Below are 23810 nucleotides of genomic sequence, written 5' to 3'. Positions count from 1 at the left end.
TAGGCTCGCTTAAACATTAGATAATTCATCGTATGCAGGAGGCAAGATGACAAAGCTAATCGAATTAACAGAAATAGTCTTATTCGACTGGGGCAATACGCTGATGGTCGATTTCCCAGACGCACAAGGGAAGATGTGTGACTGGGAAACCGTGCAAGAAGTGAGTGGTGCTCGTGCATTACTGGGGGAGTTGTCGAAAACTCATCTAGTTTATGTTGCTACCAATGCTGGTGATTCCAGTAAAGACGACATCATTCGAGCCTTTGAGCGTGTTGGCCTGTCTCAATATATCTTGGGTTACTTTTGTAAGGCGAGCATTGGCTTTTCTAAGTTCGAGTCGGGGTTCTATCCTGCCATTATTTCTAAGCTCGGTGTTTCACCACAAGAGATCACCATGGTAGGCGACACTCTAGAGAAAGACATTTACCCAGCACTTGAAGCGGGTTTGCAAGCGGTGTGGTTGAACACGGAAGGTGCTGAGCTTAAGTCACAGCATCCAGGTATCGTACAAGTTCAATCCCTAAGCGAACTGTTGGAGTAGCGCGATTAACTCTCTGATATTAAGTTCAGATAAAGCGCTTGTCCGTTTTGACGTAAACCTCTCATCTCTTTGCTGTTTAATCCTCTAAGCTAACTCTAGTTTCTACTATGAGGGCTAGGTTATGAGTATCGAACGTCATGGAATATCGGTTGGAATTGAACGTGTTAGCGGTGAAACCATCGTTGTGTTTAAAGCGAAAGGCAAGCTTACACACGATGACTATCAAGCAATGATGCCAATTCTAAATACCACGCTAGAAGAACTCGATTCATCTGAACTCAAGATGCTGGTCGACATCTCCACCTTAACGGGTTGGGAGTTACGTGCTGCTTGGGACGATTTTAAACTTGGATTAGAGCTCAATTCGAAGATAGACAAAATCGCGATATATGGTGATAAAAGCTGGCAAGAAATGGCATCAAAAGTCGGCAGTTGGTTTGTGTCGGGTGAGATAAAGTCATTCGAAGACCATGACTCTGCGCTTAATTGGCTAGTCGATTGATTCTATCTGCGGACAGCTAGCTAACAATCCCTAAACAACGCCAATGACAGTAGACGAGCATTGTCTCGAAAGCTGTTATTTTTGTTTTGGCGATGATATCTCCAATTCGATTCAATAGAATATGTTCACTGCTGGATGTAATATACGCCTAGCGCGATACGTTGTGCTAACCAAAATAATAAACACAATAACAAGGTCTAAGAACATGAATAAGGTAATTGATAAGCTGGCTTGGATATTCATCAAAGACGGCAAGTTGTTGATGGTGAGATCAAAAGGCAAAGAACTGTTCTACCTACCGGGTGGTAAGCGTGAAGCTGGCGAAAGTGATGAGCAAGCACTGGTTCGTGAAATCAAAGAAGAGATCTCCGTAGATTTAGTACCAGATTCCATCAAATACGTAGAGACCTTTACTGGCCAAGCTGATGGTAAAGCGGAAGGCGTATCAGTGCAATTGACTTGTTATCTTTCTGATTATACTGGAGAACTGTCTCCAGATGCTGAAATTGAAGAGCTTAAGTTTGTTGATGGCAACGACAGAGCGGTATGCTCATTGGCGGCACTGGTTGCGCTTGATTGGTTAGAAGCGAACCAGTATTTGGCTTAAGGTTTTAGCGGCTATTAGCTAATACTGATGATTGATCTTCAAAAGATCATCGCTTACGAATAGCTTGAAGGGCGGCTGTCTTTCATCAATAGGTCGAGTTTCCTTTGAGCTTTCTTCGTGTCTTGCAAATCCACCACCTCAATCATTTCACACTCATCTCGTACCATCTCATTAATCAGGCTTGGATAGTGTCTGCAATCTTCTGGTCGGTCTAAGTAAATGCTGCATGTGTACTTGGCTTGAGCCTTGGTGTCTTTCGTCGGAACCAGCTCTAGAAAAGGGCAGCGAGTTAAACGTTCGCCAGATTCAGGGTCGAACCAGATCTCGCTTCCTCGAACATATTCAAAGATGTCTGGGTTGAACAACTCCCACAAATCGATCTCTTCTTGAGTCGCGGCAAGGTCGCCATCTCCGTATTTGATACAGCATTTTCCGCATTGATTACAATCTTTCATTATCGACTTCATAAGTTGGTGAGCTTTTATCATTTTACCACTGATAGGCGTGGCACGTTGATTTTGTTGTTCATGGTTAAGCCGTTACGGGCGGGAACTTGGAATAGCGGTACTTAAAATCAATTTATCTATGAACCGCCACTCCAATCAAAGCTGTAAACAGTGATACAATTTGCGCCTCTCACGTTATTCAAGCAAAGGCATCAAAATGAGAACCGTATACACCACCGAAGGCAACATTAACGCAAAGAAACAAAAAGAGGCTTACCCAAAGCTCGCTTTATGTGACAAGTGCGTTGGTGACTATGTGGTTATCGAGCAAGGTGAACGAACTTACAAGCCTTGTGCTAAATGTGGTGCCGACGATTAATGCGCCTTGATAAATACCTATGTAAAAGCACTGACCTAACCAAGCCTGAAGCGATTGAACGCATCCATAATGGCGAGGTGAACGTAAACAGTGAAACAGTTACTGATGAGTCAGCCCAGGTTCATGAAAGCAACACCATCTTGTTAAATGGCACGCCGCTTAAGTTGCGTGAATTTCGTTACCTCCTGATGCACAAGCCTGCGGGTACCATCTGCTCTAATGTCGATGAAGTTTATCCTTCACTGTTCAAATACATCGAGATAGACAAAGCATCAGAACTGCACATCGCAGGGCGCTTAGATGCAGACACTACTGGCTTAGTTTTGATTACCGATGATGGGCGATGGTCATTCAATATCACGCTGCCCACCAAGTCATGTAAGAAGGTCTATCGCGTGACATTGTCACGAGATATCAAAGACGATGTTGCTGATAAGTTCAAAGCGGGCATTCAATTGCAGGGCGAACAAAAGCCGACGCGTCCGGCAGAGCTTGAAGTGATTACCAGTAAAGAAGTGCTGTTGACCATAACTGAAGGCAAGTTTCATCAAGTGAAACGAATGTTTGCTGCGGTAGGGAATCGAGTTGTTGGCCTACACCGTGAACAGATTGGTGATGTTCGTTTAGATGTTGAAGCAGGCCAGTGGCGTTATCTAACTAAAGCCGAAGTCGACTCATTTCAGCAAGGCTATGAATAAGAGCTCGGAATAAACGCCGTAACCACTTAAAGCGTTCAGCGTGTCAGGAGCAGAATATCAACACTATAAGGATGTAGGATGGAAAACCTCAAAGTCTCAGAAACTAAGTCTTTTGTACCCGCGAAAGACTTCGATTTATCCAAGCGTTTTTACCAGTCAATCGGCTTCGAAGTGATGTCTGAATTTCACGATATCGCCTATCTGCGTCACGGCAGTTGTGCGTTCCTTCTGCAAAATTTTTATGAACCTGCGCACTGTCACAATTACATGATGCACTTGCTGGTTGAAGACGTAAAAAGTTGGTATCAACACATCCAAAACTCTAATGTAGTGTCGGAATTTGAAGTTACGGTTTCCGATTGAGCTTGAATTTGTAACAGACTCGCGCGCATCTTCCCAATATCAAAACAATCCTTGGAGTATTTAGAAATGTTGTTTTCTAGTCTGTCTAAACCATAGGTTCATGGCTCCGAGTTATGTTCTGAACTGCTCAATTTCTTAACCGAGCATAAGAGTGATTTCGAAGAAAAGTTAATCCCTGATCTGTCATACATCGATGATATGGCACATGTGGTGAACGGTATCAAAATCAAAGGCGTTCTCCACATCAATGCGAATCAATACCGACTTCAATATTCGTTTGATTGGGAGCGGTTTCTAGGCTGTTCAGATAGAAACGAAACCGGTGTAGAGAATGGAAGTGTTCTATTCACTCTTGAGGACGATAACGTTCTTAATATCAACTTCCCAAACTACGGTTCTCGAGACACTAGCGATGAGCTCTAGTCGGTTTTTCGTGCGTGTTATACAGAAGGAACAACAATGATAACTATCGAAAGGCTTGAAGATTCACATGTGGCGTTAGTTCAGGCCATCCAACTCGCCGATGAACAGGTTAAGTTCGCTGGTACAGCTGCAGAGTTTTTATTAGACGGCAGTGAAACGACGCACTTGCACGTGATTAAGTCTGATAACGAAGTTGTGGGTTTCTTTAAGCTGGATATCGCTTACGCAGAGCACTACGAATTCTGCCCTGAAGGAAGCATTGGCTTGAGAGCTTTTGTGCTTGATAAAAACCAGCAAGGTAAAGGTTTAGGAACAGGCACGGTGAAGGCTTTGTTTCCGTATTTAAAAGCGAATTACTCAGCGTATGAGTCGATTTACTTAACTGTGAATTGCAAAAATCCGGCAGCATTCAACTGTTATAAGAAAGGCGGCTTCGAAGATATCAATCAACAGTATTTAGGTGGCGCAGCAGGCCCGCAATTTATCATGCGCGGTCGAATTGCTTAGTAATAAATTATTGATGAGAAACACCTGCACAGCTGTATGCAGGTTGAGAGTCTTAAAGAACACGAGAAGGAAATTTGATGAAGGTTCAATATCTTGAAGTGGTTACCCCAGAGGTCGATGTCGTTTGTGCAACATACGCTCAGCTCTACAACGTGAAATTCAGTGGTGCAGATGTGAACCTTGGTGGGGCGCGCACTGCAAAGCTATCTAATGGCGGGGTAATTGGCATTCGAGCACCGCTTCGTGAAACTGAAGAACCAACTGTTCGTCATTACACGTTGGTTGAGGATATTCAGTCTGCAGTAAATGCCGCCGAGAAACTAGGCGCCGAAGTTGCGGTGCCGCCAATGGAGTTACCACGTCACGGGATGTGTGCCATTGTCATTCAAGGTGGCGTCGAGCTCGGATTCTGGCAGTTATAAATGATGTATACCTTTTAGATTGTGACGGACGAGATACTACGATTTATGATGCGACACCTAGTGTCTTTACCTGCTTCATGGCATCATTCCACGCAGCTAAAACCCCAACAAGGTATGTTATGAAACAGAATATTGTCCACATTGCACTCGTGGTAAAAGACTACGATGAAGCGCTTGATTTCTATGTAAACAAGCTTAAGTTTGATCTCATCGAAGACACGTATCTGCCAGAAGAAGATAAGCGCTGGGTTGTTGTTGCTCCACCAAATTCAACCGGTGTGAGCCTGTTACTTGCTAGAGCTTCCAAGCCAGAGCAACTCGATTTCATCGGCAACCAAGCTGGTGGACGCGTATTCCTATTCTTAAACACCGATGACTTCTGGCGTGATTACGAACGTATGACGTCTTTGGGCATTAACTTTGTCCGAGAGCCTAAAGAGCAAGGCTACGGCACCGTTGCTGTGTTTGAAGATCTTTACGGTAACTTGTGGGATCTGCTTCAGTTAAATCCTGAACACCCTATGGCTAACAGGTAGATAAGCTTAGCCCACAACCATCGGGTGTTGCGTATTACAAAATGTCGGTTCATTGGGAGTAACGCTTCTTTGTCGCTAGGTTAACCCTCCGCACCGCTCAATCATCAACTTAAGTTAAGGAAGCTTATCGTGGAAGAAATCAAAGGCATTCTGCAATTCATGGTCGAAATTGAACAATTAAAGGATGTTCATCGACAGACGAAACCAGTTGGATTGGACCGATATGAAAACTCGGCCGAGCACAGTTGGCACGTCTGTTTGAGCGCTCTTATGTTGAAAGACTATGCCAATGAAGAAATCGATATTACCCGAGTAATGAAGATGTTGCTGATTCATGACCTTGGGGAAATCGATGCGGGAGATACCATCATTTATGCCAGTGAAACCGAAGAAAACAAGCTCAAAGAGAGAAACTGCGTCGAGCGCTTGCTGAAATCATTGCCGAGCCATTCAAGAAGCGAGTATTTGGATTTATGGCTTGAGTTCGAAGCCGGTGAGTCACCGGAAGCTAGATTTGGTAAGGCGATCGATAGAGTGCCGCCTTTGCTTCATAACATCCATGGTGGTGGTCATAGCTGGAAGAAGCACAACATATCCAAAGACAAAGTCCTGACCTTCAATGGCGAGCGTATTTCTAAAGGCAGTCGTGCCTTATGGAAAGAGCTAGAAGTGCAGCTTGAAGGTGCTGCGGACAAAGAGCTATTAAAGTAAAAGTTAATTTCGTACCTAAGCGTAACAATAGCTTTAGCTGTTCAATGAGGGAAATCTCGATGGCAACTGATTCAAGATGCATGGCACTTACCTTGTGTCTCATTTCTTTCAAATAAAGATCTAGTGGACAACAATAAGTTCGAGAACCGAGTGATAAGTTGCTAGTATGCATCAACTTTATAAATATTGGTTGGCTTATATAAATGCTTGATAGTAAGTATATTAAACATCCTTATCACTGCGAACAGTGTAACGCACTTACCCCGCACCTTGCTGTTAACGCTTCCGATGCTGAATCTAAAGCGGACACTGAATCTGAAAAGAAACAATGGAAGCTAGGCGTGTTGATGGAGTACCTGATGACGTTATTGTTTAAAGGTGACCATAATGTTCCCGGTTTTTATGTCGACAGTGATTACGAATACCAGTGTGAAAAGTGTGGGACTAAGTCGTGGCACTGATTGGGGATGAAAATTTGATTCAACCTTAATTTTTTGAGCTCTAACCCCGAAATCAACTCGCTTAAAGAACTCGTTTGCTTTAAGAATTAGTGAGTTTCAGTCAGGCGTATTATTCCAATTTTGTTATAGAGGACAAACGAGTGATATACCCAAAAGCTTTAAATATTGGTGACAAAATCGGATTTTTCTCACCGTCATCGCCCGCAACGGTCTTTGCACCTAATCGATTTGCTCGTGCTAAACGTTATTTGGAAAAGCAGGGCTTCATTCTAGTTGAAGGTTTGTTAACTGGAGAGTCAGAAGGGTATCGTTCTGGTTCCATTCAAGCGCGAGCCGAAGAACTCAATCAGCTCATTCGAGATCCTGACGTGCGCTGCATTATGTCGACCATTGGTGGTAACAACAGTAACTCACTGTTGTCATACATCGATTATGATGCCCTTAGAGACGACCCTAAGATCATCGTCGGCTATTCAGATGCCACAGCATTACTGTTAGGCATCTACGCCAAAACTGGATTGGTGACTTTTTATGGCCCTGCACTTGTTGCGTCATTTGGTGAGTTCCCGCCATTAGTCGACGAAACCTTCCAATCGTTTACTGACATCTTATGCTCGGATTCAAGCCAACATCAGTACACGATGCCTGAGAGTTGGACGGACATTAAACACGATTGGGAAACTCAAGACTCTGCAAAGCCAGTTTACAATAACGAATGGCACTTCATGGGAAGAGGTCAAGTAAGCGGTCGCGTGATTGGCGGCAACCTGAGTACGATGGCCGGGATTTGGGGCAGCGAATACATGCCAGAAATTCAGTCTGGCGATATTCTGCTTATTGAAGATTCACTAAAAGGCATTGAAGCGGTCGAGCGTTCATTCGCGCACTTATTGGCTTGCGGAGTATTCGATAAAGTAGGCGCTATTGTACTCGGCAAACATGAGTTGTTTGATGACAAAGGGACAGGGCGAACACCACTCGATGTACTTCTTGAAGTGCTGAACGGTAAAAATGTCCCGATCCTGTATGGCTTCGACAGTTGTCACACCCATCCCATGCTAGTCACGCCACTAGGTGTGCAAGGCACTATTGATTTTGATGACCAAACATTCAAGCTTCAAAGCCAATGGTTAGCGTCGAGTTAACCTAAACTGATGATAATAAGACGCATTAGAAAAGTGATCCTCTCTGCAAACTGAGAATCGAATCGCGTCTATACTGACATGGGTTACGTCGCTGATTTTAGAAGTGGCGCTATGAATGTAAGTTTGATTAGGTTAAATCTCTGAGGTGACGATGAAAAAATTACTACCACTATGCGCCATTTTACTCTCTGCATCATTTTTAGCTGCGGCTTCTGATGGTTTGATTAAATACCAAAGTAATTACTCAGTTAAAGAGACCGCTGACCGCTTTGAAGAACTCGCTATAAGCAAAGGTTTGACATTGTTTGCGCGAATTGACCATCAGAAAAACGCGAGTAAGGTCGATCTTGAATTGAGACCAACGGAAGTCATCATCTTTGGTAACCCGAAAGTAGGGACACCATTAATGCAATGTGCTCAAGAAGTCGCGATCGATTTACCGCAGAAGGTGTTAGTCACTGAAGATTCAAATAAGAAAGTATGGTTGTCTTACAACGATCCTAATTACTTGGTAGAGCGTCACGCGATCAATGGCTGTGACGAGGTCGTTAAGAAAGTATCGGGTGTACTAAGCAAGCTATCAGAAGCGACAGTGGCGAAAAAGAAAGCGAAATAACCAAGACCAATTAGCACTCATTAAGACTATTAATGGGTGCGACTTGACGAGGATATAGCTTCCCAATCAACGTTTGGCTGCATTGACAACTAAGCAACAATATATAAAAGTAGTTTTATGAAACTGAATTTAGCGCCATCTAACCAACGAATTATCATCATTCCATAAGAATGGTGGGATTGTTGATGCGCTTTGTTTATCGAACCCACCCGTAAGGTGGGTTTTTTGTCGCTGTCTTATGGGTTTTATCTGAATAGAGGAAGTCATATGAAAAAGATCGCGGTTTTTGGTAAGCCTGGGAGTGGAAAGTCCACAGTCAGCAAGGCGTTAGCACTAGCTACAGGGATAGAGCTTCACCAGTTGGACTCTATTGTTTACAAGGCCAACGGAGAGTTTGTTGAACGTGAAGTATTTGAGGAGGCTCATGAGAGCATACTTAAGTCAGAAAGCTGGATCATCGATGGTTTTGGCCCTCTAGGCTCGTTCAACACACGTTTAGATGCAGCTGATACCTTGGTTTATATCGACATTCCTTATTCAACTAGCTACTGGTTTGTAACCAAGAGAATGCTCAAAGGTTTATTTGTTAAACCTGAAGGCTGGCCTGCTGGAAGCTCAGTGATAAAAGGCACGATACAAAGCTATAAGACACTACAACTGTGTCCTAAATTTTGGAATGACGACTTTAGAGCGCAGTTAGAATTGCGCGCTAAAGAGAAAGAGGTTTACATCATCAGAAGCGTGACTGAATTGAATAACTTTGTTCACCAACACTTCACTTAACAGTCGAGAGTTTACTTTTCTTTAAAACGCTCTTACTTACTCATAACTTCATGAAAATATTTAGATTTAACTCTACGTGTGGCATATTTGCCATATGTTTAGTTTGTGCTTTGAGTTAAGGAGATAGATATTATGTATGGAAGTGAGAAGGCGAGAGCGTTCTGTAGTAACTGTAAGGAACTGACACTGCACAAGTACACTATGTTCAGTAACCAAGCCGAAAAAGCGCCACAACATGAAAAGAAGCCAGGGTTGCTTGGAATGATTTTATCGTCGCTAGCTTCAAGTGGCGGAAACGGTGACTATAAATGTACAAAGTGTGGAACCAATTTACGTACACCGGACAACCTTGATTAGCCTTTAACCTACTTAATACTTCAACATTCTTCTTCTTTAATTATCCGTTTTCATTTGATAATAATTCAAATTGTACCGTATTTTTCATTGAATGAACTTCTAGTAGCCTATGCGAATAGTTAATTATTGGGCATTCAAATGACACAGTATCAGTTCCAACAAGGGCATATTCGTCCACCTTCAGAAGCGGATAGCTTATTGATTCGCACCACCCAAGGTTGTCCTTGGAACAAATGTAAATTCTGTACGCTGTTTGAGGGGATGGAGTTTGCAATTCGTCCCGTTGAAGAGATTAAGAAAGACATTTGGGCTGCGAAAGCATTCTATAAGAACCGTAAATTTGAGACCTGTTTTCTGCAAGACGGTGATTCATTCACTATGGATACCGAAGACTTGCTGGATGTGTTGAATACACTCAAACAAGCCTTCCCAGAGTTAAAGCAGATCAGCTCTTATGGACGAGCGCAAAGCATGACTAAGAAGTCGCCTGAAGAGATGAAAGCCATCTGTGATGCAGGGCTCAACATGCTTTATTGCGGTATGGAATCGGGTTCTATTGATGTTCTCAAATTGATGAAAAAAGGCATTACTCCGAAATCTATTTTGAAATCGACCGAATACGCGAAGCAAGCGGGTATGAAGATGATGACCTTCATTATCCTTGGCTTGGGTGGTAAAGAATATTCGGCGCAGCATGTTGAAGAAACGGCGGCCTTACTTAACCAAATCAACCCAGATGAAATACGCATTCTGTCGCTTGCTGTGAAGCCTGGAACCGAATTGGATGAACTGGTGCAGAATGGAGAGTTCACGCCACTTAGCGAACGTGAAATGCTTGAAGAACAATATCAATTGATCAGTAAACTAAACCGCGTGACGGGCAACTATGGTAACTATCACGGTATTAATTTGTTGATGGAACTGAACGGACAGCTGCCACAGGATAAAGCGAAGTTCTTAGCGACAATAGACCGTTTCAATATGATGAGTGAGAATGACCAGAATAACTTTATCTTGGGACGTCGCATTCATTACTACGCCGCATTGAAAGACATGGATAACCAACTTATGTACGATTCTGTACAAAGAGAGCTTAATCGCATTCAAAAGCAAAATCCCGATGAACTCGACAATGTGTTTTACCAACTCCGTCAACGCATGATCTAGCAGCAAGGACTAATAACATGAATAACCTCGTTAACTGGCAAATCAGAAATGAAAATCCGGAACATCGATCTTTGGAAAACGGCGTGCTGACGATGCAAGTGCAAGAGGGCAATATCTTTGGTGCGGGTTCAGCTGATGTTGATAATATCTTCGTTCATCCAGTATCTAGCTCGGATTACAGCACAGAAGTGACGGTTCAATTAGATCCAAACCTCGCATTTGAACAAGCTGGGTTAGGTATTTACTGGGATAACGACAACTACATTAAAGTGAGCAAAGAGATGTTCATGGGCGAGCGTTCATTGGTGTTCGTTGTAGAACAAAATGGTCAGCCACATATCAAGGAACGTCTGTTGTTTAGTGAATCTAGTGTGTCGGTAAAGCTCGTCAAACAAGGCGGAAAAGTCAGCGCTCATTTCCGCCCGTTAGAAAAACAACAATGGCAGGAAGTGATCACGTTTGATTCGTTAGTAGGCAGTGAACAGGGTGTGATGCTTTATACGTTCAGTGGCAGTAAGGCGACGCCTAATTTCGCCAAATTTAGTGGCTTCAGTTTGTCTGACGCCTAATAATTTGTCTTACGCTGAATAAGCTTGCTTAGCGTATAAAAAAACGGACCGATATTGCTACCGGTCCGTTTTTAAATTCTTCAAGTCAAAGCGCTTATGCACAGCACTTCTTGTATTTCTTACCGCTGCCGCAAGAACATGGGTCGTTACGGTTAGGGGTCTTTTCAAACGTCATCGTTTTTGGCTTGTTCAGTAGAGTATCAAGCTCGATGGTGTTCTCTTCTTTGTCTGCGTCGACTGTAACAGTAACGAAGATAGAATTTTCAGCGGCTAGCGCTTCAAGTTCTGCTTTGCGCGCTTCAGTTTGAACCATTACTGCGATTGGAGATTCTTCGGTACCCGCTTTTACATCGCGGTTTACGTTGTAGCCAGCAAGAACGTGGTTCTGTCTTGTTTCGATACGGCCTTTGAAAAATAGTTTCGACATTGGGTACTCATTAAAAATGTTGAATGGCGCTATTTTTAACGGCGATAGCGCAATGGAGCGGGGATTATACGCATATATTGCAATTGATAAAGCAGTGATGTGAGCAAACACTGTTTGGTTTTTGTTTGCTAGTAACGGTTTGTTCTCTAGCTTTGCTTCTATTCGACAAATTTCGAAATTCAAGACAATAAAATTGCCCTAAATAGGCTTATGAATGATAAATTCAAAATATTTATCGAAACAAAGAGATAGTGTATGAAGTTAGATGCCATCCTGTGGGATTACGATGGAACCTTAGTCAATTCCGTTCCAAAGAATATCGCAATCACAAAAGACATTATCTCTTTAGTCGCGCCACACTTGTCAGGCGACAACTTACCTAAATATTTGCTTAGCGAAGCGCTTTATCATGAAGCCAACCACGGGGCTAAAAACTGGCAAGCCTTATATATCGACTATTACGGCTTATCACACGATGAAATGTTGATCGCTGGTGGAATGTGGGCAGAGCATCAAGAGAAAAACCAAACAGCCGTCGCCTTGTTTGAAGGAATGGAAACCGTGGTTAATCAGTTTGCTCATCTTCCACATGGGATCTGCTCTCAAAACTCTCAATTGAATATTCGTGGTGTACTCGACAGTTATGGCATCGGCGATTTGTTTAAATCGGTCGTGGGCTATGACGATGTCTCGAACGGCAACCAAAAACCCCATCCATTTGGTGGTGTGAAATGTGTCGAGAACATATTTGGCGCCGATCCGACTAACGAGCTTTGTTTGATGTACATCGGTGACCATGAAGCGGACACACAGTTTGCTCGCAATATTGAAGCCGCGCTGGGTAACAATGCAAAAGTGATTGCCGTAGCCGCAGGTTATAGCCGATCGGAGCCTGAAAATTGGCAAACCAAGCCGGACTACATTGCTAACAGTGTCGATGATCTTTTAACGATCATTAGCAAGTACGCATAACGAAGCAGACATTTAAAAATCACCACACGTAAATAACTTTAAGGAAGAATAATGACACCAAAACAAGTGGTATTGGGATTTTGGGATGCAATGCGCAGTAATGATTTTGCAAAGGCAGGTGAATGGTTAACCGCAGATTTTGAAGGCTATTGGCCGCAGTCGTCTGAATTGACGTTAGGGCGCGACAACTTCACTGCAATCAATACTGAATACCCAGCCAATGGTGTTTGGGAATTCACGCTCAATTCGATTGTCTGTGAAGGTGATACGGTAGTCACGGACGTTTCGGTCACTGACAGTGTGTTGAAAGGCCGAGTGATCACCTTTCACACGGTGGTTGACGGTTTAATTCAAAAGCAAACTGAGTTTTGGCCAGACCCATTCGAAGCGCCGGCGTGGCGATCGCAGTGGGTTCAGATCGTATCGAACAATTAGTTTGTATCGATACGATCAGTTTGTCACGAACAATCAGGTTGCACAGAATAAGTAAACATTAGGAGGTTTCATTGAGCAAGGTAGTGGTTGTAACCGGCGGAAGCCGAGGCATTGGCGCAGCAACGTCTAAATTGTTGGCCAGTAAAGGCTATGCTGTATGCGTTAACTTCATACACAATGAGTCGCGAGCTGAAGATCTAGTAGACGAGATTCGTGAACAAGGCGGAACCGCGATAAGCGTGCGTGCGGATGTGTCTGTTGAATCGGATGTGAAATCTTTATTTGAGATTGCTCGTAATAAGCTAGGTCCAGTGACGCACTTGGTCAATAATGCCGGGATCTTGTTTACCCAGTCACCGTTGGTTGATATTGAATTGGATCGGTTTGAAAAGGTGATGAAATCCAACGTATCAAGCTGCTTTCTGTGCAGTAAAGCCTTTATCAAACAAGCCGATGGCGCGGGTTCGATTGTGAATGTATCGTCTGCCGCTTCTCGTACTGGCGCACCGTTTGAGTATGTGGATTACGCAGCATCGAAAGGTGCGATGGATTCACTCACCAAAGGCTTATCGCTTGAATTAGCTTCACGCAATATCCGAGTGAATGGCGTAAGGCCAGGTTGTATTTATACTGAGATGCATGCAGACGGCGGAGAGCCAGATCGCGTAGACAGACTAGCTTCGCAGTTACCGTTACAACGAGGTGGCACACCAGAAGAAGTCGCGAACTCTATCGCGTGGTTATTATCAGACGAAGCTTCGTATGTCACCGGCTCGTTTATTGATATTGCAGGCGGTCGATAGGGCACGTTTGCCTTTACACTAATATAAACAAGTTACAACCATCAACACGCAACAAAAGTACCTAACTAAAAGAACGAAACTAAGAGTACAACCATGAAAAACTATTTTGAAAGCCCGTTTGTTGGAAAGTCACTCAAAGAACAAGTGACCAACCCGAACATCATCGTGGGCGAGCACAGCTATTACTCGGGTTACTACCATAACCACAGCTTTGATGACTGTGCGCGTTACCTATTACCGGATAGAACCGACATCGATAAGCTGATCATTGGCAGCTACTGCTCGATTGGTTCTGGCGCCGTGTTTATGATGGCGGGCAACCAAGGCCACCAAAACCAGTGGGTGAGTACCTTCCCGTTTTTCTATCAAGACGATGAGAAGTTTGAAGGTGCGATAGACGGCTTTGAACGCTCTGGTGATACCGTGATTGGTAACGATGTGTGGATTGGTACAGAAGCCATGATCATGAGTGGTGTTAAGGTTGGTGACGGAGCCATCATCGCAAGTCGAGCGGTTGTGACTAAAGATGTCGCGCCATACTCGATTGTCGGTTCAAACCCAGCACGCCATATCCGTTATCGTTTCAATGAGACTGAAATCGCTCAGTTGCTAGAAATGAAATGGTGGGAATGGAGCGAAGAACAAATCAAAGGCGCAATGTCGCTAATGTGTTCTTCAGACATTGGTGGTTTGTACCATTATTGGAAAGGATTCTTGAAGCCTTAAATTGTCGTTCACAGATGAAATGTGAATGGTGAGAACGAGATTAAATTTAACAAATTACTCAATAATCTGATTATGGCAATGCGATTGTGATACGAGTAACTTATTGATTGTAAAGATATTGAATAGTATGGCATGTCGCATTAGCGTGGTGGATGAATTGGAAGGGTATTATGATTAGTTGCAACGATTACGATTATATTGAGATTGTGTGTATGCACCGATACCCAATCAAATTAACGCTGAAATCTGGCGAGCAGATTGAATGTGTCGGATTAGATACTCAACGCAATGATAGCCGTGAAGAGTGCATTAAGGTCAGTATTCAAGGTGTAGAACAACTTGTCGTACTCACAGACCTTTCCACACTAGAAGTTTGTGTCGACAACCCTCATTTTCAGCAGATTTCATTCAAAACGTCATAGGCTTTCAAATGAATAACACCATAGAACAATGCTATTGCACCGCATGCCGAGAAGATACACAGCACGTTGTGGTGTTGGTCAGAAAGACGAGTGCGTTTGCAGAGAAACCTAACCAAAAGCGAAGCGAGTTTTGGGCAGGCATGATAAAAGGTTGGTTCCTTGGCCCGTTTGTCGCGTCAATGGATGAGTTTTCTCGTCACCTTGTCTGTGAAAAATGTGGCCATAAAGAGATACAAGATTAGCATCGTTATCTTATAAAACATTGGATTCAATACAGTTAGATCGTCAATTGGCTTAGGAATAGAACGAATGAAAGTTGAAACGATAGAAGCCGTAAAGGCGTATGGTTTTTCAGTAAGAACCACCAATACCGATGAGATGGACCCAGCAAGAGCCAAGATAGGGCAATTGTGGCAGGGCTTTTTTGACCAAGCATTTCCGAAATTAACGCCGGATTCAAAAGTGTACGGTGTCTACACTAATTACGAGTCTGATTTTACGGGTGAGTTTGATGTTATCGCGTGTGCTAATGCGTTAACGGCTCAAGACTTAAATAATCTTATTGAAACCAAGATTGAAGCAGGCAAATATCTGACGTTTTCTGCTGAAGGTGAACTTCCTCAAGCGGTCATCGATCTATGGGGTGAAGTGTGGGCGTATTTCAGCGCTGCTGACTGCCCACATGTGAGAACTTACACGACAGATTTTGAACTATACAAAGGTGAAACTGAAGTCGAGATTTCGATAGCGATTCAGTGATCAGGTTAAAATGAACAAAAGGCTTAGCTTAGACTGTGTTTGCCAGTTAAGAGACAGTAGTTACCGGTAAAGAGACAACGGAATCCCAGTTAAGCCTTTGAATATCTGTTCTTTACAAAGAAGATACAGTGTCACGTAACTACTTTAATACCTAGGAATTATCTATTCCAGAATTCCCCTAGATCACCCTAGATACCCTTAAGTCACCCAAAATTCTCTTAAGTTATCCAAACAGACAATCTTGCTTGGTTTCATTCCACAAAGGGTATTGCTTCATGACTTGGGTGTAGAGCTTACTTTCAAGGTGCGCTCTTAACCAACGTCCTACGTTTTGATATTCCGATTTCACAAACCACTTCTTTTCGACTCGCACAAACTGACTGACGAAAGGCATCACCGCAAAATCGGCCAAGCTTGGGTTTTCTCCAAAAAAGTAGGGCTGATCGGTAAGTCGCACTTCTAACTGCTTAATGAAGGTTTCGCAGGCTTGTCGGCGTTGTTCAACATCGATGTTTCGGTAACGAACCGATGCACGATACCTTTCTAAGTGACCAATAAATTCTTCATCGTTGGTTTTAATGAGCTGCTGAACTTGTTCGCTAAGCGTTGGATTGCTTGAACGCAGAAGATCTTGAGGATCGTTTTGTTGAAGTGACCAGTTCATCACATCCAAGCTCTGTTCAATGACTTGTCCATTGGGTAACACCAATACAGGCACTGTTCCTTTTGGCGAACTGGCCAATAGTTCGCTAGGCTTGTCTTTGGTAACGATTTCTCGAAGTAACACTTTTTGCTGTGATAGTGCGATGCCCATTCGTCCGCGCATTGCATAAGGGCAACGGCGTAAAGAATAAAGGATAGGTAGATCGGATTCGTTCGGCATTATTGAGGTCATTTAGTTTGAAAAGTGTTGTACGGTGGTAAAGAGATCGTGATGTGGGTAGAATACGCGGCTTAAAAATTATAAGTAAGTGAGCGACTTCAAAAATGAGCAGAAAAATTGAGTTATTAGCCCCAGGTGGCGATGTAGAAGCGATAAAAGCCGCCATCGTAGCGGGTGCTAATGCAGTTTATTGTGGTTTAGACACATTCAACGCTCGTAACAGAGCCTCTAACCTGTCGTTAGACGAATTGAATGGTGTGATTCGCCTTGCTCATGAATACGGCTGTGAAGTGTTCCTGACTCTTAACGTTGTGCTACTGGAGCACGAGACTAAGAGCATCACCAAACTGCTGAACCAGCTTGTGAACACCAAAGTGGACGGCATCATTGTTCAAGACTTGGGTTTATTCAACCTGGTTAAGAAGCATTTCCCATCGTTAGACGTTCACGCGTCGACTCAGTTAACTACGCACAACGAAGGTCAGATTAAGTTCTTGTCTAAGATTGGCGCGACGCGCGTTAACTTGTCTCGTGAGTTGAACCTGCCTGAAATCAAGATGCTGACGGAAGTGGCACACGATCACGACGTATTAACCGAAGTGTTCGTACACGGCGCTCTGTGTATCGCATTCTCTGGTCAATGTTACTCAAGCTCAGTAAGTGTGGGTAACTCAGGTAACCGTGGTCGTTGTAGCCAAGCGTGTCGTGATGAGTACGAAATCACCAACGCGGGCAACAAGTTCCCACTTAACCTGAAAGATAACTCAGCTTACTACGACCTACCTGAATTGGTTGATGCGAAAGTCGACTCATTGAAAGTAGAAGGCCGTATTAAAGGCGCACACTACGTTTACACTGTGGTAGACACATGGCGTAAACAGATTGATAGCTTTGTAGAAAGTGGTTTGTTGATCGAAGACGATTCGAACCTGCACAAAGTATTCAACCGTGATTTCACCAACTCTTTCCTAAAGGGCAACCTAACGAAAGACATGTTCATCGATAACCCGCGCGACAACAGCATGAACTACGCTGTTGAAAAAGCGACGGAGCAGAACAACGAAATCTCAGTTGTACAGATTCAAGAAGTGACCAACGAACTTCACCAAGCGAAAGACGTTCTTGGTAACGAAATGCGTGACAAGATCGAGTTCCTTGATATTCGCAAGACACCAGTAGCACTGTCGTTCAGCGCAAAAGTGGGTCAACCATTTACGGTGACTGTGAACACGCCAAAAGAGAACTTTACTCTTCAATCTAAATCGCTATTGAAAGCGGTTGAAGAGAAGGCGATTACTCAAGAGCTACTTGAGAAGCGCTTCAAAAACGTGAAGAGTGCAGTTCACACGCTAGAAAGCCACGACTTCAGTGAAGTGGATGCAGGCTTGTTGATTCCTCTAAAAGAAGTTTCAGACCTAAAAGACGAGATCGACTTCATTCTGAACGGCTCTGTGGAAGTGATTAAGCACGTTGAAGTGCCAGCACTGCCTCAGCACCCTAAAGTGAACGAGAAGCCGACTATGTCGATGCTTATCGCCGATGTAGAAGACTTACACCTGTGTGACGTGACTGACGCGGATGTTTACTTCAAACTTCCAGAAAGCTTCAAGAAGCGTTGTAACAAGTACATCGACATCTTGGCAGCAAACCCACGTTTGATTCCTTGGTTCCCAGCGGTATTGATCGGTAAAGATTACGACGAAGCGGTTCGTATTCTTGAAGAGATCAAGCCAGCTCGCATCGTAACCAACAACACGGGTATTGCTTACAAAGCTTACGAGATGGGTATTGAGTGGGTTGCAGGCCCGTTCATGAACACGACCAACTCTCACGCACTGGTTACTCTGAAAGAAGAGCTGAACTGTGCAGGCGCATTCATTTCGAACGAGATCAACAAAGGTCAGATTCGTCATATTCGTCGCCCAGAGAACTTCAAACTGTTCTACAGCATTTACCACCCAATCTTGATGATGACCAGCCGTCAGTGTTTCTTCCAAAGAACCGTGGGTTGTAACAAGCCAAGCATCGAAGCAGGTTGTATGTTGAAGTGTGAGAAAGCGACCACGATTACCAACGTGAAAGGCATCTCTTTTGCGGTTGATAAACAGAAGGGTGGCTACCCAAGCATTTACAACCACGAGCAGTTCTTGAACCACGACGCAGTAACTGACTTCTCTGGTCTGTTCGACGAGTTCTTCATTGACCTAACCAACATCGGTGCAGGTTCTAAAGAAGTGAAAGACAAAGTTGAGCTTATCAAGCATTTCGAAGCGCTACTGAACGGCGTTGAAGGTTCACAACAGAACCTAGAGCAGATGGTTGAAGTTCGAACTAATGCTCAGTACGTGCAAGGTCTATAGCGTACAAGGTTTATAGGGTTCAATGTCTATGGGCTGTAAGGCTTATAGGTTCTAACGCAAAGAGCGTTCAAGGTTTAAACGCTCAACCGCTTATCAGCACTCTGAACCAATAAACAAAAGGCCACTCAATCGAGTGGCCTTTTTAATGTCTGAAACTTTCTGAATCTTTCTCAACCAACGAATACGTTATTCTGTCACGGCTTCTTGTTTGAAGCATGGGCTTTTCAACGTGTTCATCTTTTCGATTTCATTGGTTAAGCGCAGCGAGAGCAAGGCTTTCTGGTTCGAAGCAAAATCAAACATCACGATAGTCGCAGTGCCAACGGTCGTCAGTTTCTGTTGAGCCTTACTGACAATCGCGTATTCCATGGTGAATCGGTCATCTTCAATATCGGTAACACGTGAGCCGACCATCAAGGTATCTGGATACGTGACTGGGCGGAAATACTTACAGTAAGTGTCACCAAGAACAGGACCAACTTTGGTAATCGCCATCTCTTCCATCAGCTCGACGTGCTTGAAAAAATCTAAGCGAGCGGTTTCGAAATAGCGAAAATATACAGCGTTGTTAACGTGATTGAGTGCGTCCATTTCTCCCCAAGCGACAGGGATTTCTGTTACTACCGGGTAGTCAGATAATAGTGCTTCCATGCGAACTCTCTTATTGTTATGTAGGGATAAGTTGTTATTGGAATAAAAACCCTACCGCTAAATTAACAAAACTGCAACACGCGTGATTTAAGTTTTTGAAGCTTGAAACCACACAATGTCAGTGACTTAGTTGCACATCCACTCAATAGTTAGGCACTAAGGTGTTTGAATTGCAGCTCAACCAAGCGTTGGTACAATTCGCAGCTATTGATGAGAGACTGGTGGTCGCCGATGTCTACTAGTTGTCCTTTATCGAGCACCGCAATTTGGTCGGCGTGTTTAATTGTTGATAATCGATGGGCGATAATGATCGTCGTTCTGCCACGCATTAACTCTTCTAACGCTTGTTGTACGTGATGCTCACTTTCACTGTCTAGTGCGCTGGTTGCTTCATCCAACAATAGAATATTTGGATCTTTCAAGATGGCACGTGCGATAGCAATACGTTGTCTCTGCCCACCAGAAAGCCTTACACCACGTTCACCAAGAAAGCTGTTGTAGCCATCAGGTAGGTTTTGAATGAACTCGTGTGCGTGCGCTTTCTTCGCCGCTTCGATCACTTGCTCGTCTGTTGCCTGCGGGTTGCCGTAGCGAATGTTATGGAACACATCGTTACTGAACAGAGCAGGTTGTTGCGGTACCAATGCCATCTGCTTTCTTAGCTCGTTAGGATCAAACTGATTCAGTTCAACACCGCCTAAGGTGACCTTACCCACTTGTGGGTCGTAGAAACGTTGCAGCAGTTCGAACAGGGTAGTTTTACCTGCGCCAGACGGGCCAACCAGTGCCAACACTTTGCCTTCATGGGCAGTAAGCGTGAGGTTGCTTGTTGCGGGTTGGTCCGGTCTTGATGGATAACAGAAGGTCACATCATCAAATGCAACTTCTGGCGTTACGTTAGCAAGCGAAGTTGGATTCGCAACTGGCGCAACAATATGGCTTTCAACTTGTAGGATCTCGATTAATCGCTCGGTCGCACCTGCCGCGCGTTGCAGTTCACCCATCACTTCAGAAATCGTACCTAACGATGAAGCAACCATAATTGCGTAGAACACAAACGCCGCTAAGTCACCAGCCGACATAGTGCCGTTGATAACATCACTGCCGCCAACCCAAAGCATGCCTGCAATAGCACTAAATACAATCACGATAACGCCAGAAATAAGAATCGCGCGCTGTTTTACACGCTGGCGACCAATCTCATACGCCTTTTCCACTTCTACCGCGAATGATGCTTTCTCTTGCTCTTCTCGGCTGTAGCTTTGCACCGTTTTAATGTGCTCAATTGCCTCACCTGCGTAAGAACCCACATCAGACATGGAATCTTGGCTTTGGCGAGATAAAGCTCTTACACGACGCCCATAGACAAGGATCGGAATCAAGATAAATGGCACCGAGGCCAATACAATCAACGTCAGCTTAATATTGGTCGCAAACAGCATGATGATTGCACCAATACACATCAACGCGCTGCGCATCGCCATAGAGAACGATGAACCAATGATACTTTGAAGCAGAGTGGTATCCGTGGTGATGCGCGACATGATGTCGCCACTGCCGTTGGTTTCAAAGTAACTCGGGTGCAGCGTCACGACATGATTGAAAACCGATAAACGAATGTCCGCACTCACACGTTCCCCAACAGAAGAAACCAAATAGAAGCGGAAGAAGGTGCCAATCGAGATCAGCACGACCACCACCATGATGAATTGAATCGCGCTGCCTAAGTCTGACAACGATTGTTGGCTGAAGCCTTGGTCGATAAGAAGACGAATACCGTGTCCGACTGAAAGGGTTAAGCTCGCTGTGAAGATCAACGCGATCAACGCAGCAATAACACGACCTTTATAAGGCTGAATGAATTTACTCAGCTCAAACAAAATACTGAGGCTTTTTTTCTCAGGTTTGGGTTCTGGCGCTTGTTGAGTCGATCGCTGAGTCTGTCGCTGGTTCGAGTCGAGCGTAGAAGAGACATCGTTTTGCATATGACTGCCTTAATGTGTTGTCGCTTTAAAAATAGATGGCTTGTTGCTTGTTGCTTGTTGCTTATGGCTAATTGCTTTATGACTTATTGCCTGTACTGCGCGTTGTTCGCTGGGCAGTAATTGTTGTTGAGAATCGAACCCATTAAAGCATTTATTGCGCTGTGACGCTCCCTAGGAAACTCAATTTCCAATATTTCATCAACACTAAGTGAATAATTCGAAACGACCTTAAAGGAAAACTAAGCATTTTGATCCAGTCAGTTGGATAGGAAACCAAGCTATTTAACCCTAATTTTTATGCAAGTAAATTAGCGTTGATAGAAGAGTGCACACATAAACAAGCAACCGTGCGATGATTTATAAATTGATAGCAAAACGTTTGCTATCAATCTCGATATTAGCTTTATCAATGACTTGTAAGTTTTGGTTGTAAGACCAGTTATAGCGACTGTTTTTTGTGGAATATTTGTTACAAAAATTCAACAAAGTAGTTTTTTATACATTTTTCTTGCATAAAAACTCGGATTGAATAGAATAACCAACAAATGACAATTAATGCAGTATTGTGGCATGAGTATTCAAGTAAAGAGCATCAACAAATCATACGGTGATACCCAAGTTCTTCACGACATCAGTTTCGACTGTGAGAGTGGCGAAACCTTGGTATTGCTTGGCCCAAGCGGCGCGGGCAAGAGTTCATTACTGCGTGTATTGAACCTGCTTGAAATCGCGGACAACGGCGAATTAGACATTGCGAATGAGCAATTCGATTTTTCAAGCCAAATCCAAGAAAAGCAGGGGCTTAAACTTCGTCGTAAAGTCGGCATGGTGTTCCAGCAATACAACTTATGGCCACACATGACGGTGATGGAAAACTTGATTGAAGCACCAACCAAAGTGGCGGATTTGGATAAGCAAGAAGCGATTAAGCAAGCGCAAGAAGTCCTAAAGACACTTCAACTTGCCGACAAAGCAGACGCTTGGCCACTTCAACTGTCTGGCGGTCAACAACAGCGTGTTGCGATTGCACGTGCGCTGATGATGAAACCGGACGTGTTGTTGTTTGATGAACCAACAGCGGCGCTTGATCCTGAGATCACCAACCAAGTCGTGAGCATTATTAAAGAATTGAGCGGAACGGGCATTACCCAAGTGGTCGTAACGCACGAAGTCGATTTCGCGAAGAAGATTGCTAGCCACGTTCTGTACCTAGAGAAAGGGTACATCGTTGAACACGGCACCAGCGATTCATTCGTTAATCCGCAGACACCTGAGTTTGCCGAGTATTTGACTCATTAAGTAAGTCACTTATTAAAAGAAAGTTGACTCACTAGATTTAGCTAAACACAACATCAATTAAAACAATCAAATTATAAGAATGGCCACAGGCCGCTATTACACAGTATTCGGAGTAACAAAATGAAAAAGATTCTACTAGCTTCACTTATCGGCCTTGCTTCTTTTAACGCAGCGGCTAAAGAAGAAATCAAATTCGCGATGGAAGCAACGTACGCACCATTCGAATACATGGATGAGAACAACCAAATTCAGGGTTTTGACGTAGACTTAGCAAACGCACTTTGTGAAGAGCTGAAAGCAACGTGTACTTTCCACAACCAAGCATTCGATAGCTTGATCCCTGCACTTAAATTCAAACGTTACGATGCGGCTATCTCGGCAATGGACATCACAGAAGCGCGTCTTAAACAAGTGAACTTCTCTAACGCATACTACGATAACTCTGCAGCATTCATTTCTTTCGAAGGCAAAGTAGCAGACCAAGCAGCACTAGAAGGTAAGCGTGTTGGCGTTCAAAACGGTTCTACTCACCAGAGCTTCCTACTTGAGCAAATGACTGGCGTAACAGCGGTACCTTACTCAAGCTACCAAGATGCATTCATCGACATGAAGAACGGTCGTATCGATTCTGTATTCGGTGACACAGCCGTTGTAGCAGAATGGTTCAAGAAAGAAGACAACCTAACGTACGTTGGCGACCAAGTAACAAACCAAGAGTACTTCGGTAACGGCTTTGGCATCGCAGTAAACAAGAGCAACCAAGAACTTGTAGACCAGCTTAACGTTGCACTTGCAGCAGTAAAAGCGAACGGCGAATACGATAAGATCTTCAACAAGTACTTCGGTAAGTAATTT

Annotated in this window: 32 protein-coding genes and 1 pseudogene; 28 read left to right on the top strand and 5 right to left on the bottom strand. The window is 43.8% G+C overall.

The genetic code is table 11. The annotated features are described in order from the left end of the window. Positions 1–46: 46 nt before the first annotated feature. The 3 genes from AB4558_RS05585 to AB4558_RS05575 all read left to right on the top strand — a co-directional run bounded on the left by AB4558_RS05585 (position 47) and on the right by AB4558_RS05575 (position 1650). Positions 47–541: an HAD family hydrolase gene (locus AB4558_RS05585; RefSeq protein WP_136982728.1), complete on the top strand. Its 495-nt coding sequence runs from the start codon at positions 47–49 to the stop codon at positions 539–541. A gap of 121 nt (positions 542–662) precedes the next feature. Next, complete coding sequence (locus AB4558_RS05580; RefSeq protein ID WP_372157943.1) at positions 663–1043, top strand: STAS/SEC14 domain-containing protein; 381 nt, start codon at positions 663–665, stop codon at positions 1041–1043. A 205-nt stretch (positions 1044–1248) separates the two neighbouring features. Then, positions 1249–1650 (top strand): NUDIX domain-containing protein, encoded by a 402-nt coding sequence (locus AB4558_RS05575; protein ID WP_372157941.1) that lies wholly within the window; start codon positions 1249–1251, stop codon positions 1648–1650. Between the two features lie 53 nt (positions 1651–1703). Here AB4558_RS05575 and AB4558_RS05570 read toward each other — a convergent pair whose 3' ends face one another. Then, positions 1704–2105, bottom strand: a complete 402-nt coding sequence (locus AB4558_RS05570) for a YkgJ family cysteine cluster protein (protein ID WP_017065706.1) — start codon at positions 2103–2105, stop codon at positions 1704–1706. 208 nt (positions 2106–2313) lie between these two features. Here AB4558_RS05570 and AB4558_RS05565 point away from each other — a divergent pair, with 208 nt between their 5' ends. The 15 genes and pseudogenes from AB4558_RS05565 to AB4558_RS05495 all read left to right on the top strand — a co-directional run bounded on the left by AB4558_RS05565 (position 2314) and on the right by AB4558_RS05495 (position 11233). Beyond that, positions 2314–2475, top strand: coding sequence for a hypothetical protein (locus tag AB4558_RS05565; RefSeq protein ID WP_017059212.1), 162 nt, complete (start codon positions 2314–2316; stop codon positions 2473–2475). Beyond that, positions 2475–3173, top strand: a complete 699-nt coding sequence (locus AB4558_RS05560; protein WP_372157939.1) for a pseudouridine synthase — start codon at positions 2475–2477, stop codon at positions 3171–3173. Before AB4558_RS05565 ends, AB4558_RS05560 begins: the two co-directional genes overlap by 1 nt. 78 nt (positions 3174–3251) lie before the next feature. Continuing rightward, positions 3252–3533, top strand: a pseudogene (locus tag AB4558_RS05555) (glyoxalase); the annotation flags it as partial. Positions 3534–3659: 126 nt separating this feature from the next. Then, on the top strand, positions 3660–3959 hold the full coding sequence (locus AB4558_RS05550) for a hypothetical protein (protein ID WP_372074120.1): 300 nt from the start codon (positions 3660–3662) through the stop codon (positions 3957–3959). A 36-nt stretch (positions 3960–3995) separates the two neighbouring features. Beyond that, positions 3996–4466 carry a GNAT family N-acetyltransferase gene (locus AB4558_RS05545; RefSeq protein ID WP_017070703.1) on the top strand — a complete coding sequence of 157 codons (471 nt, stop codon included), beginning with the start codon at positions 3996–3998 and terminating at the stop codon, positions 4464–4466. A 77-nt stretch (positions 4467–4543) separates the two neighbouring features. Further along, positions 4544–4888 carry a VOC family protein gene (locus AB4558_RS05540; RefSeq protein WP_050649969.1) on the top strand — a complete coding sequence of 115 codons (345 nt, stop codon included), beginning with the start codon at positions 4544–4546 and terminating at the stop codon, positions 4886–4888. Between the two features lie 119 nt (positions 4889–5007). Then, a complete protein-coding gene (locus AB4558_RS05535; RefSeq protein ID WP_017061801.1) occupies positions 5008–5424 on the top strand; it encodes a VOC family protein in 417 nt (138 codons plus the stop codon). Between the two features lie 129 nt (positions 5425–5553). Beyond that, complete coding sequence (locus AB4558_RS05530; RefSeq protein ID WP_372157936.1) at positions 5554–6135, top strand: HD domain-containing protein; 582 nt, start codon at positions 5554–5556, stop codon at positions 6133–6135. Between the two features lie 203 nt (positions 6136–6338). Further along, positions 6339–6596 carry a hypothetical protein gene (locus tag AB4558_RS05525; protein WP_372074083.1) on the top strand — a complete coding sequence of 86 codons (258 nt, stop codon included), beginning with the start codon at positions 6339–6341 and terminating at the stop codon, positions 6594–6596. Between the two features lie 140 nt (positions 6597–6736). Further along, positions 6737–7741 (top strand): S66 peptidase family protein, encoded by a 1005-nt coding sequence (locus AB4558_RS05520; RefSeq protein ID WP_017061804.1) that lies wholly within the window; start codon positions 6737–6739, stop codon positions 7739–7741. 151 nt (positions 7742–7892) lie between these two features. Then, complete coding sequence (locus AB4558_RS05515; protein ID WP_017061805.1) at positions 7893–8357, top strand: DUF302 domain-containing protein; 465 nt, start codon at positions 7893–7895, stop codon at positions 8355–8357. A 267-nt stretch (positions 8358–8624) separates the two neighbouring features. Further along, entirely contained in the window at positions 8625–9140 is a 516-nt protein-coding gene (locus AB4558_RS05510) for an adenylate kinase (protein WP_136978486.1), read from the top strand. Positions 9141–9272: 132 nt separating this feature from the next. Beyond that, positions 9273–9497 carry a hypothetical protein gene (locus AB4558_RS05505; protein ID WP_372074085.1) on the top strand — a complete coding sequence of 75 codons (225 nt, stop codon included), beginning with the start codon at positions 9273–9275 and terminating at the stop codon, positions 9495–9497. A gap of 138 nt (positions 9498–9635) precedes the next feature. Next, positions 9636–10664 carry a radical SAM protein gene (locus tag AB4558_RS05500; protein ID WP_017061808.1) on the top strand — a complete coding sequence of 343 codons (1029 nt, stop codon included), beginning with the start codon at positions 9636–9638 and terminating at the stop codon, positions 10662–10664. Positions 10665–10681: 17 nt separating this feature from the next. After that, complete coding sequence (locus tag AB4558_RS05495) at positions 10682–11233, top strand: DUF1349 domain-containing protein (protein WP_372158294.1); 552 nt, start codon at positions 10682–10684, stop codon at positions 11231–11233. Between the two features lie 94 nt (positions 11234–11327). Here AB4558_RS05495 and AB4558_RS05490 read toward each other — a convergent pair whose 3' ends face one another. After that, positions 11328–11660 carry a PBPRA1643 family SWIM/SEC-C metal-binding motif protein gene (locus AB4558_RS05490; protein ID WP_017061810.1) on the bottom strand — a complete coding sequence of 111 codons (333 nt, stop codon included), beginning with the start codon at positions 11658–11660 and terminating at the stop codon, positions 11328–11330. Between the two features lie 255 nt (positions 11661–11915). On the opposite strand from AB4558_RS05490, the gene AB4558_RS05485 reads away from it, so the two are divergent. From AB4558_RS05485 to AB4558_RS05455, 7 genes are all read left to right on the top strand, one after another. Then, positions 11916–12632 carry an HAD family hydrolase gene (locus tag AB4558_RS05485; RefSeq protein ID WP_372158291.1) on the top strand — a complete coding sequence of 239 codons (717 nt, stop codon included), beginning with the start codon at positions 11916–11918 and terminating at the stop codon, positions 12630–12632. A 51-nt stretch (positions 12633–12683) separates the two neighbouring features. Further along, complete coding sequence (locus AB4558_RS05480) at positions 12684–13067, top strand: nuclear transport factor 2 family protein (protein WP_017061812.1); 384 nt, start codon at positions 12684–12686, stop codon at positions 13065–13067. Positions 13068–13138: 71 nt separating this feature from the next. Then, complete coding sequence (locus AB4558_RS05475) at positions 13139–13870, top strand: glucose 1-dehydrogenase (RefSeq protein WP_372074088.1); 732 nt, start codon at positions 13139–13141, stop codon at positions 13868–13870. Positions 13871–13963: 93 nt separating this feature from the next. Next, complete coding sequence (gene catB, locus AB4558_RS05470; protein ID WP_017063920.1) at positions 13964–14596, top strand: type B chloramphenicol O-acetyltransferase; 633 nt, start codon at positions 13964–13966, stop codon at positions 14594–14596. Between the two features lie 170 nt (positions 14597–14766). Then, the gene (locus AB4558_RS05465) at positions 14767–15018 is read left to right on the top strand and encodes a Rho-binding antiterminator (RefSeq protein WP_004733849.1); all 252 of its coding nucleotides are present in this window, start codon (positions 14767–14769) and stop codon (positions 15016–15018) included. 8 nt (positions 15019–15026) lie between these two features. Next, entirely contained in the window at positions 15027–15260 is a 234-nt protein-coding gene (locus tag AB4558_RS05460; protein ID WP_017061815.1) for a hypothetical protein, read from the top strand. Between the two features lie 67 nt (positions 15261–15327). Next, positions 15328–15777, top strand: a complete 450-nt coding sequence (locus AB4558_RS05455; RefSeq protein WP_372110511.1) for a GyrI-like domain-containing protein — start codon at positions 15328–15330, stop codon at positions 15775–15777. Between the two features lie 223 nt (positions 15778–16000). On the opposite strand, the gene AB4558_RS05450 is transcribed toward AB4558_RS05455, so the two are convergent. After that, complete coding sequence (locus AB4558_RS05450; RefSeq protein WP_372158363.1) at positions 16001–16591, bottom strand: glutathione S-transferase; 591 nt, start codon at positions 16589–16591, stop codon at positions 16001–16003. A 173-nt stretch (positions 16592–16764) separates the two neighbouring features. Here AB4558_RS05450 and AB4558_RS05445 point away from each other — a divergent pair, with 173 nt between their 5' ends. Continuing rightward, positions 16765–19020, top strand: a complete 2256-nt coding sequence (locus tag AB4558_RS05445; protein WP_017063916.1) for a peptidase U32 family protein — start codon at positions 16765–16767, stop codon at positions 19018–19020. Positions 19021–19206: 186 nt separating this feature from the next. On the opposite strand, the gene AB4558_RS05440 is transcribed toward AB4558_RS05445, so the two are convergent. Next, a complete protein-coding gene (locus AB4558_RS05440) occupies positions 19207–19671 on the bottom strand; it encodes an acyl-CoA thioesterase (protein ID WP_372158286.1) in 465 nt (154 codons plus the stop codon). A 149-nt stretch (positions 19672–19820) separates the two neighbouring features. Beyond that, positions 19821–21656: an ABC transporter ATP-binding protein/permease gene (locus AB4558_RS05435; protein WP_017061820.1), complete on the bottom strand. Its 1836-nt coding sequence runs from the start codon at positions 21654–21656 to the stop codon at positions 19821–19823. A 570-nt stretch (positions 21657–22226) separates the two neighbouring features. Here AB4558_RS05435 and artP point away from each other — a divergent pair. Next, a complete protein-coding gene (gene artP / locus AB4558_RS05430) occupies positions 22227–22955 on the top strand; it encodes an arginine ABC transporter ATP-binding protein ArtP (protein ID WP_123950340.1) in 729 nt (242 codons plus the stop codon). 120 nt (positions 22956–23075) lie between these two features. Next, complete coding sequence (locus AB4558_RS05425; protein ID WP_017070691.1) at positions 23076–23807, top strand: lysine/arginine/ornithine ABC transporter substrate-binding protein; 732 nt, start codon at positions 23076–23078, stop codon at positions 23805–23807. Positions 23808–23810 lie beyond the last annotated feature (3 nt).

This window comes from Vibrio sp. 10N.222.51.C5, assembly GCF_041474575.1.
Lineage (GTDB): Bacteria > Pseudomonadota > Gammaproteobacteria > Enterobacterales > Vibrionaceae > Vibrio > Vibrio crassostreae_C.
This window is presented reverse-complemented; position numbering and strand designations above follow the sequence as displayed.

Coding starts and splice junctions, on each gene's coding strand:
- AB4558_RS05570 (WP_017065706.1), bottom strand. CDS start 2,105: ATGAAAGATTGTAATCAATGCGGAAAATGCTGTATCAAATACGGAGAT.
- AB4558_RS05535 (WP_017061801.1), top strand. CDS start 5,008: ATGAAACAGAATATTGTCCACATTGCACTCGTGGTAAAAGACTACGAT.
- AB4558_RS05425 (WP_017070691.1), top strand. CDS start 23,076: ATGAAAAAGATTCTACTAGCTTCACTTATCGGCCTTGCTTCTTTTAAC.
- catB (WP_017063920.1), top strand. CDS start 13,964: ATGAAAAACTATTTTGAAAGCCCGTTTGTTGGAAAGTCACTCAAAGAA.
- AB4558_RS05495 (WP_372158294.1), top strand. CDS start 10,682: ATGAATAACCTCGTTAACTGGCAAATCAGAAATGAAAATCCGGAACAT.
- AB4558_RS05455 (WP_372110511.1), top strand. CDS start 15,328: ATGAAAGTTGAAACGATAGAAGCCGTAAAGGCGTATGGTTTTTCAGTA.
- AB4558_RS05485 (WP_372158291.1), top strand. CDS start 11,916: ATGAAGTTAGATGCCATCCTGTGGGATTACGATGGAACCTTAGTCAAT.
- artP (WP_123950340.1), top strand. CDS start 22,227: ATGAGTATTCAAGTAAAGAGCATCAACAAATCATACGGTGATACCCAA.
- AB4558_RS05585 (WP_136982728.1), top strand. CDS start 47: ATGACAAAGCTAATCGAATTAACAGAAATAGTCTTATTCGACTGGGGC.
- AB4558_RS05510 (WP_136978486.1), top strand. CDS start 8,625: ATGAAAAAGATCGCGGTTTTTGGTAAGCCTGGGAGTGGAAAGTCCACA.
- AB4558_RS05575 (WP_372157941.1), top strand. CDS start 1,249: ATGAATAAGGTAATTGATAAGCTGGCTTGGATATTCATCAAAGACGGC.
- AB4558_RS05540 (WP_050649969.1), top strand. CDS start 4,544: ATGAAGGTTCAATATCTTGAAGTGGTTACCCCAGAGGTCGATGTCGTT.
- AB4558_RS05490 (WP_017061810.1), bottom strand. CDS start 11,660: ATGTCGAAACTATTTTTCAAAGGCCGTATCGAAACAAGACAGAACCAC.
- AB4558_RS05525 (WP_372074083.1), top strand. CDS start 6,339: ATGCTTGATAGTAAGTATATTAAACATCCTTATCACTGCGAACAGTGT.
- AB4558_RS05505 (WP_372074085.1), top strand. CDS start 9,273: ATGTATGGAAGTGAGAAGGCGAGAGCGTTCTGTAGTAACTGTAAGGAA.
- AB4558_RS05565 (WP_017059212.1), top strand. CDS start 2,314: ATGAGAACCGTATACACCACCGAAGGCAACATTAACGCAAAGAAACAA.
- AB4558_RS05545 (WP_017070703.1), top strand. CDS start 3,996: ATGATAACTATCGAAAGGCTTGAAGATTCACATGTGGCGTTAGTTCAG.
- AB4558_RS05580 (WP_372157943.1), top strand. CDS start 663: ATGAGTATCGAACGTCATGGAATATCGGTTGGAATTGAACGTGTTAGC.
- AB4558_RS05480 (WP_017061812.1), top strand. CDS start 12,684: ATGACACCAAAACAAGTGGTATTGGGATTTTGGGATGCAATGCGCAGT.
- AB4558_RS05560 (WP_372157939.1), top strand. CDS start 2,475: ATGCGCCTTGATAAATACCTATGTAAAAGCACTGACCTAACCAAGCCT.
- AB4558_RS05460 (WP_017061815.1), top strand. CDS start 15,027: ATGAATAACACCATAGAACAATGCTATTGCACCGCATGCCGAGAAGAT.
- AB4558_RS05515 (WP_017061805.1), top strand. CDS start 7,893: ATGAAAAAATTACTACCACTATGCGCCATTTTACTCTCTGCATCATTT.
- AB4558_RS05450 (WP_372158363.1), bottom strand. CDS start 16,591: ATGGGCATCGCACTATCACAGCAAAAAGTGTTACTTCGAGAAATCGTT.
- AB4558_RS05465 (WP_004733849.1), top strand. CDS start 14,767: ATGATTAGTTGCAACGATTACGATTATATTGAGATTGTGTGTATGCAC.
- AB4558_RS05500 (WP_017061808.1), top strand. CDS start 9,636: ATGACACAGTATCAGTTCCAACAAGGGCATATTCGTCCACCTTCAGAA.
- AB4558_RS05440 (WP_372158286.1), bottom strand. CDS start 19,671: ATGGAAGCACTATTATCTGACTACCCGGTAGTAACAGAAATCCCTGTC.
- AB4558_RS05445 (WP_017063916.1), top strand. CDS start 16,765: ATGAGCAGAAAAATTGAGTTATTAGCCCCAGGTGGCGATGTAGAAGCG.
- AB4558_RS05435 (WP_017061820.1), bottom strand. CDS start 21,656: ATGCAAAACGATGTCTCTTCTACGCTCGACTCGAACCAGCGACAGACT.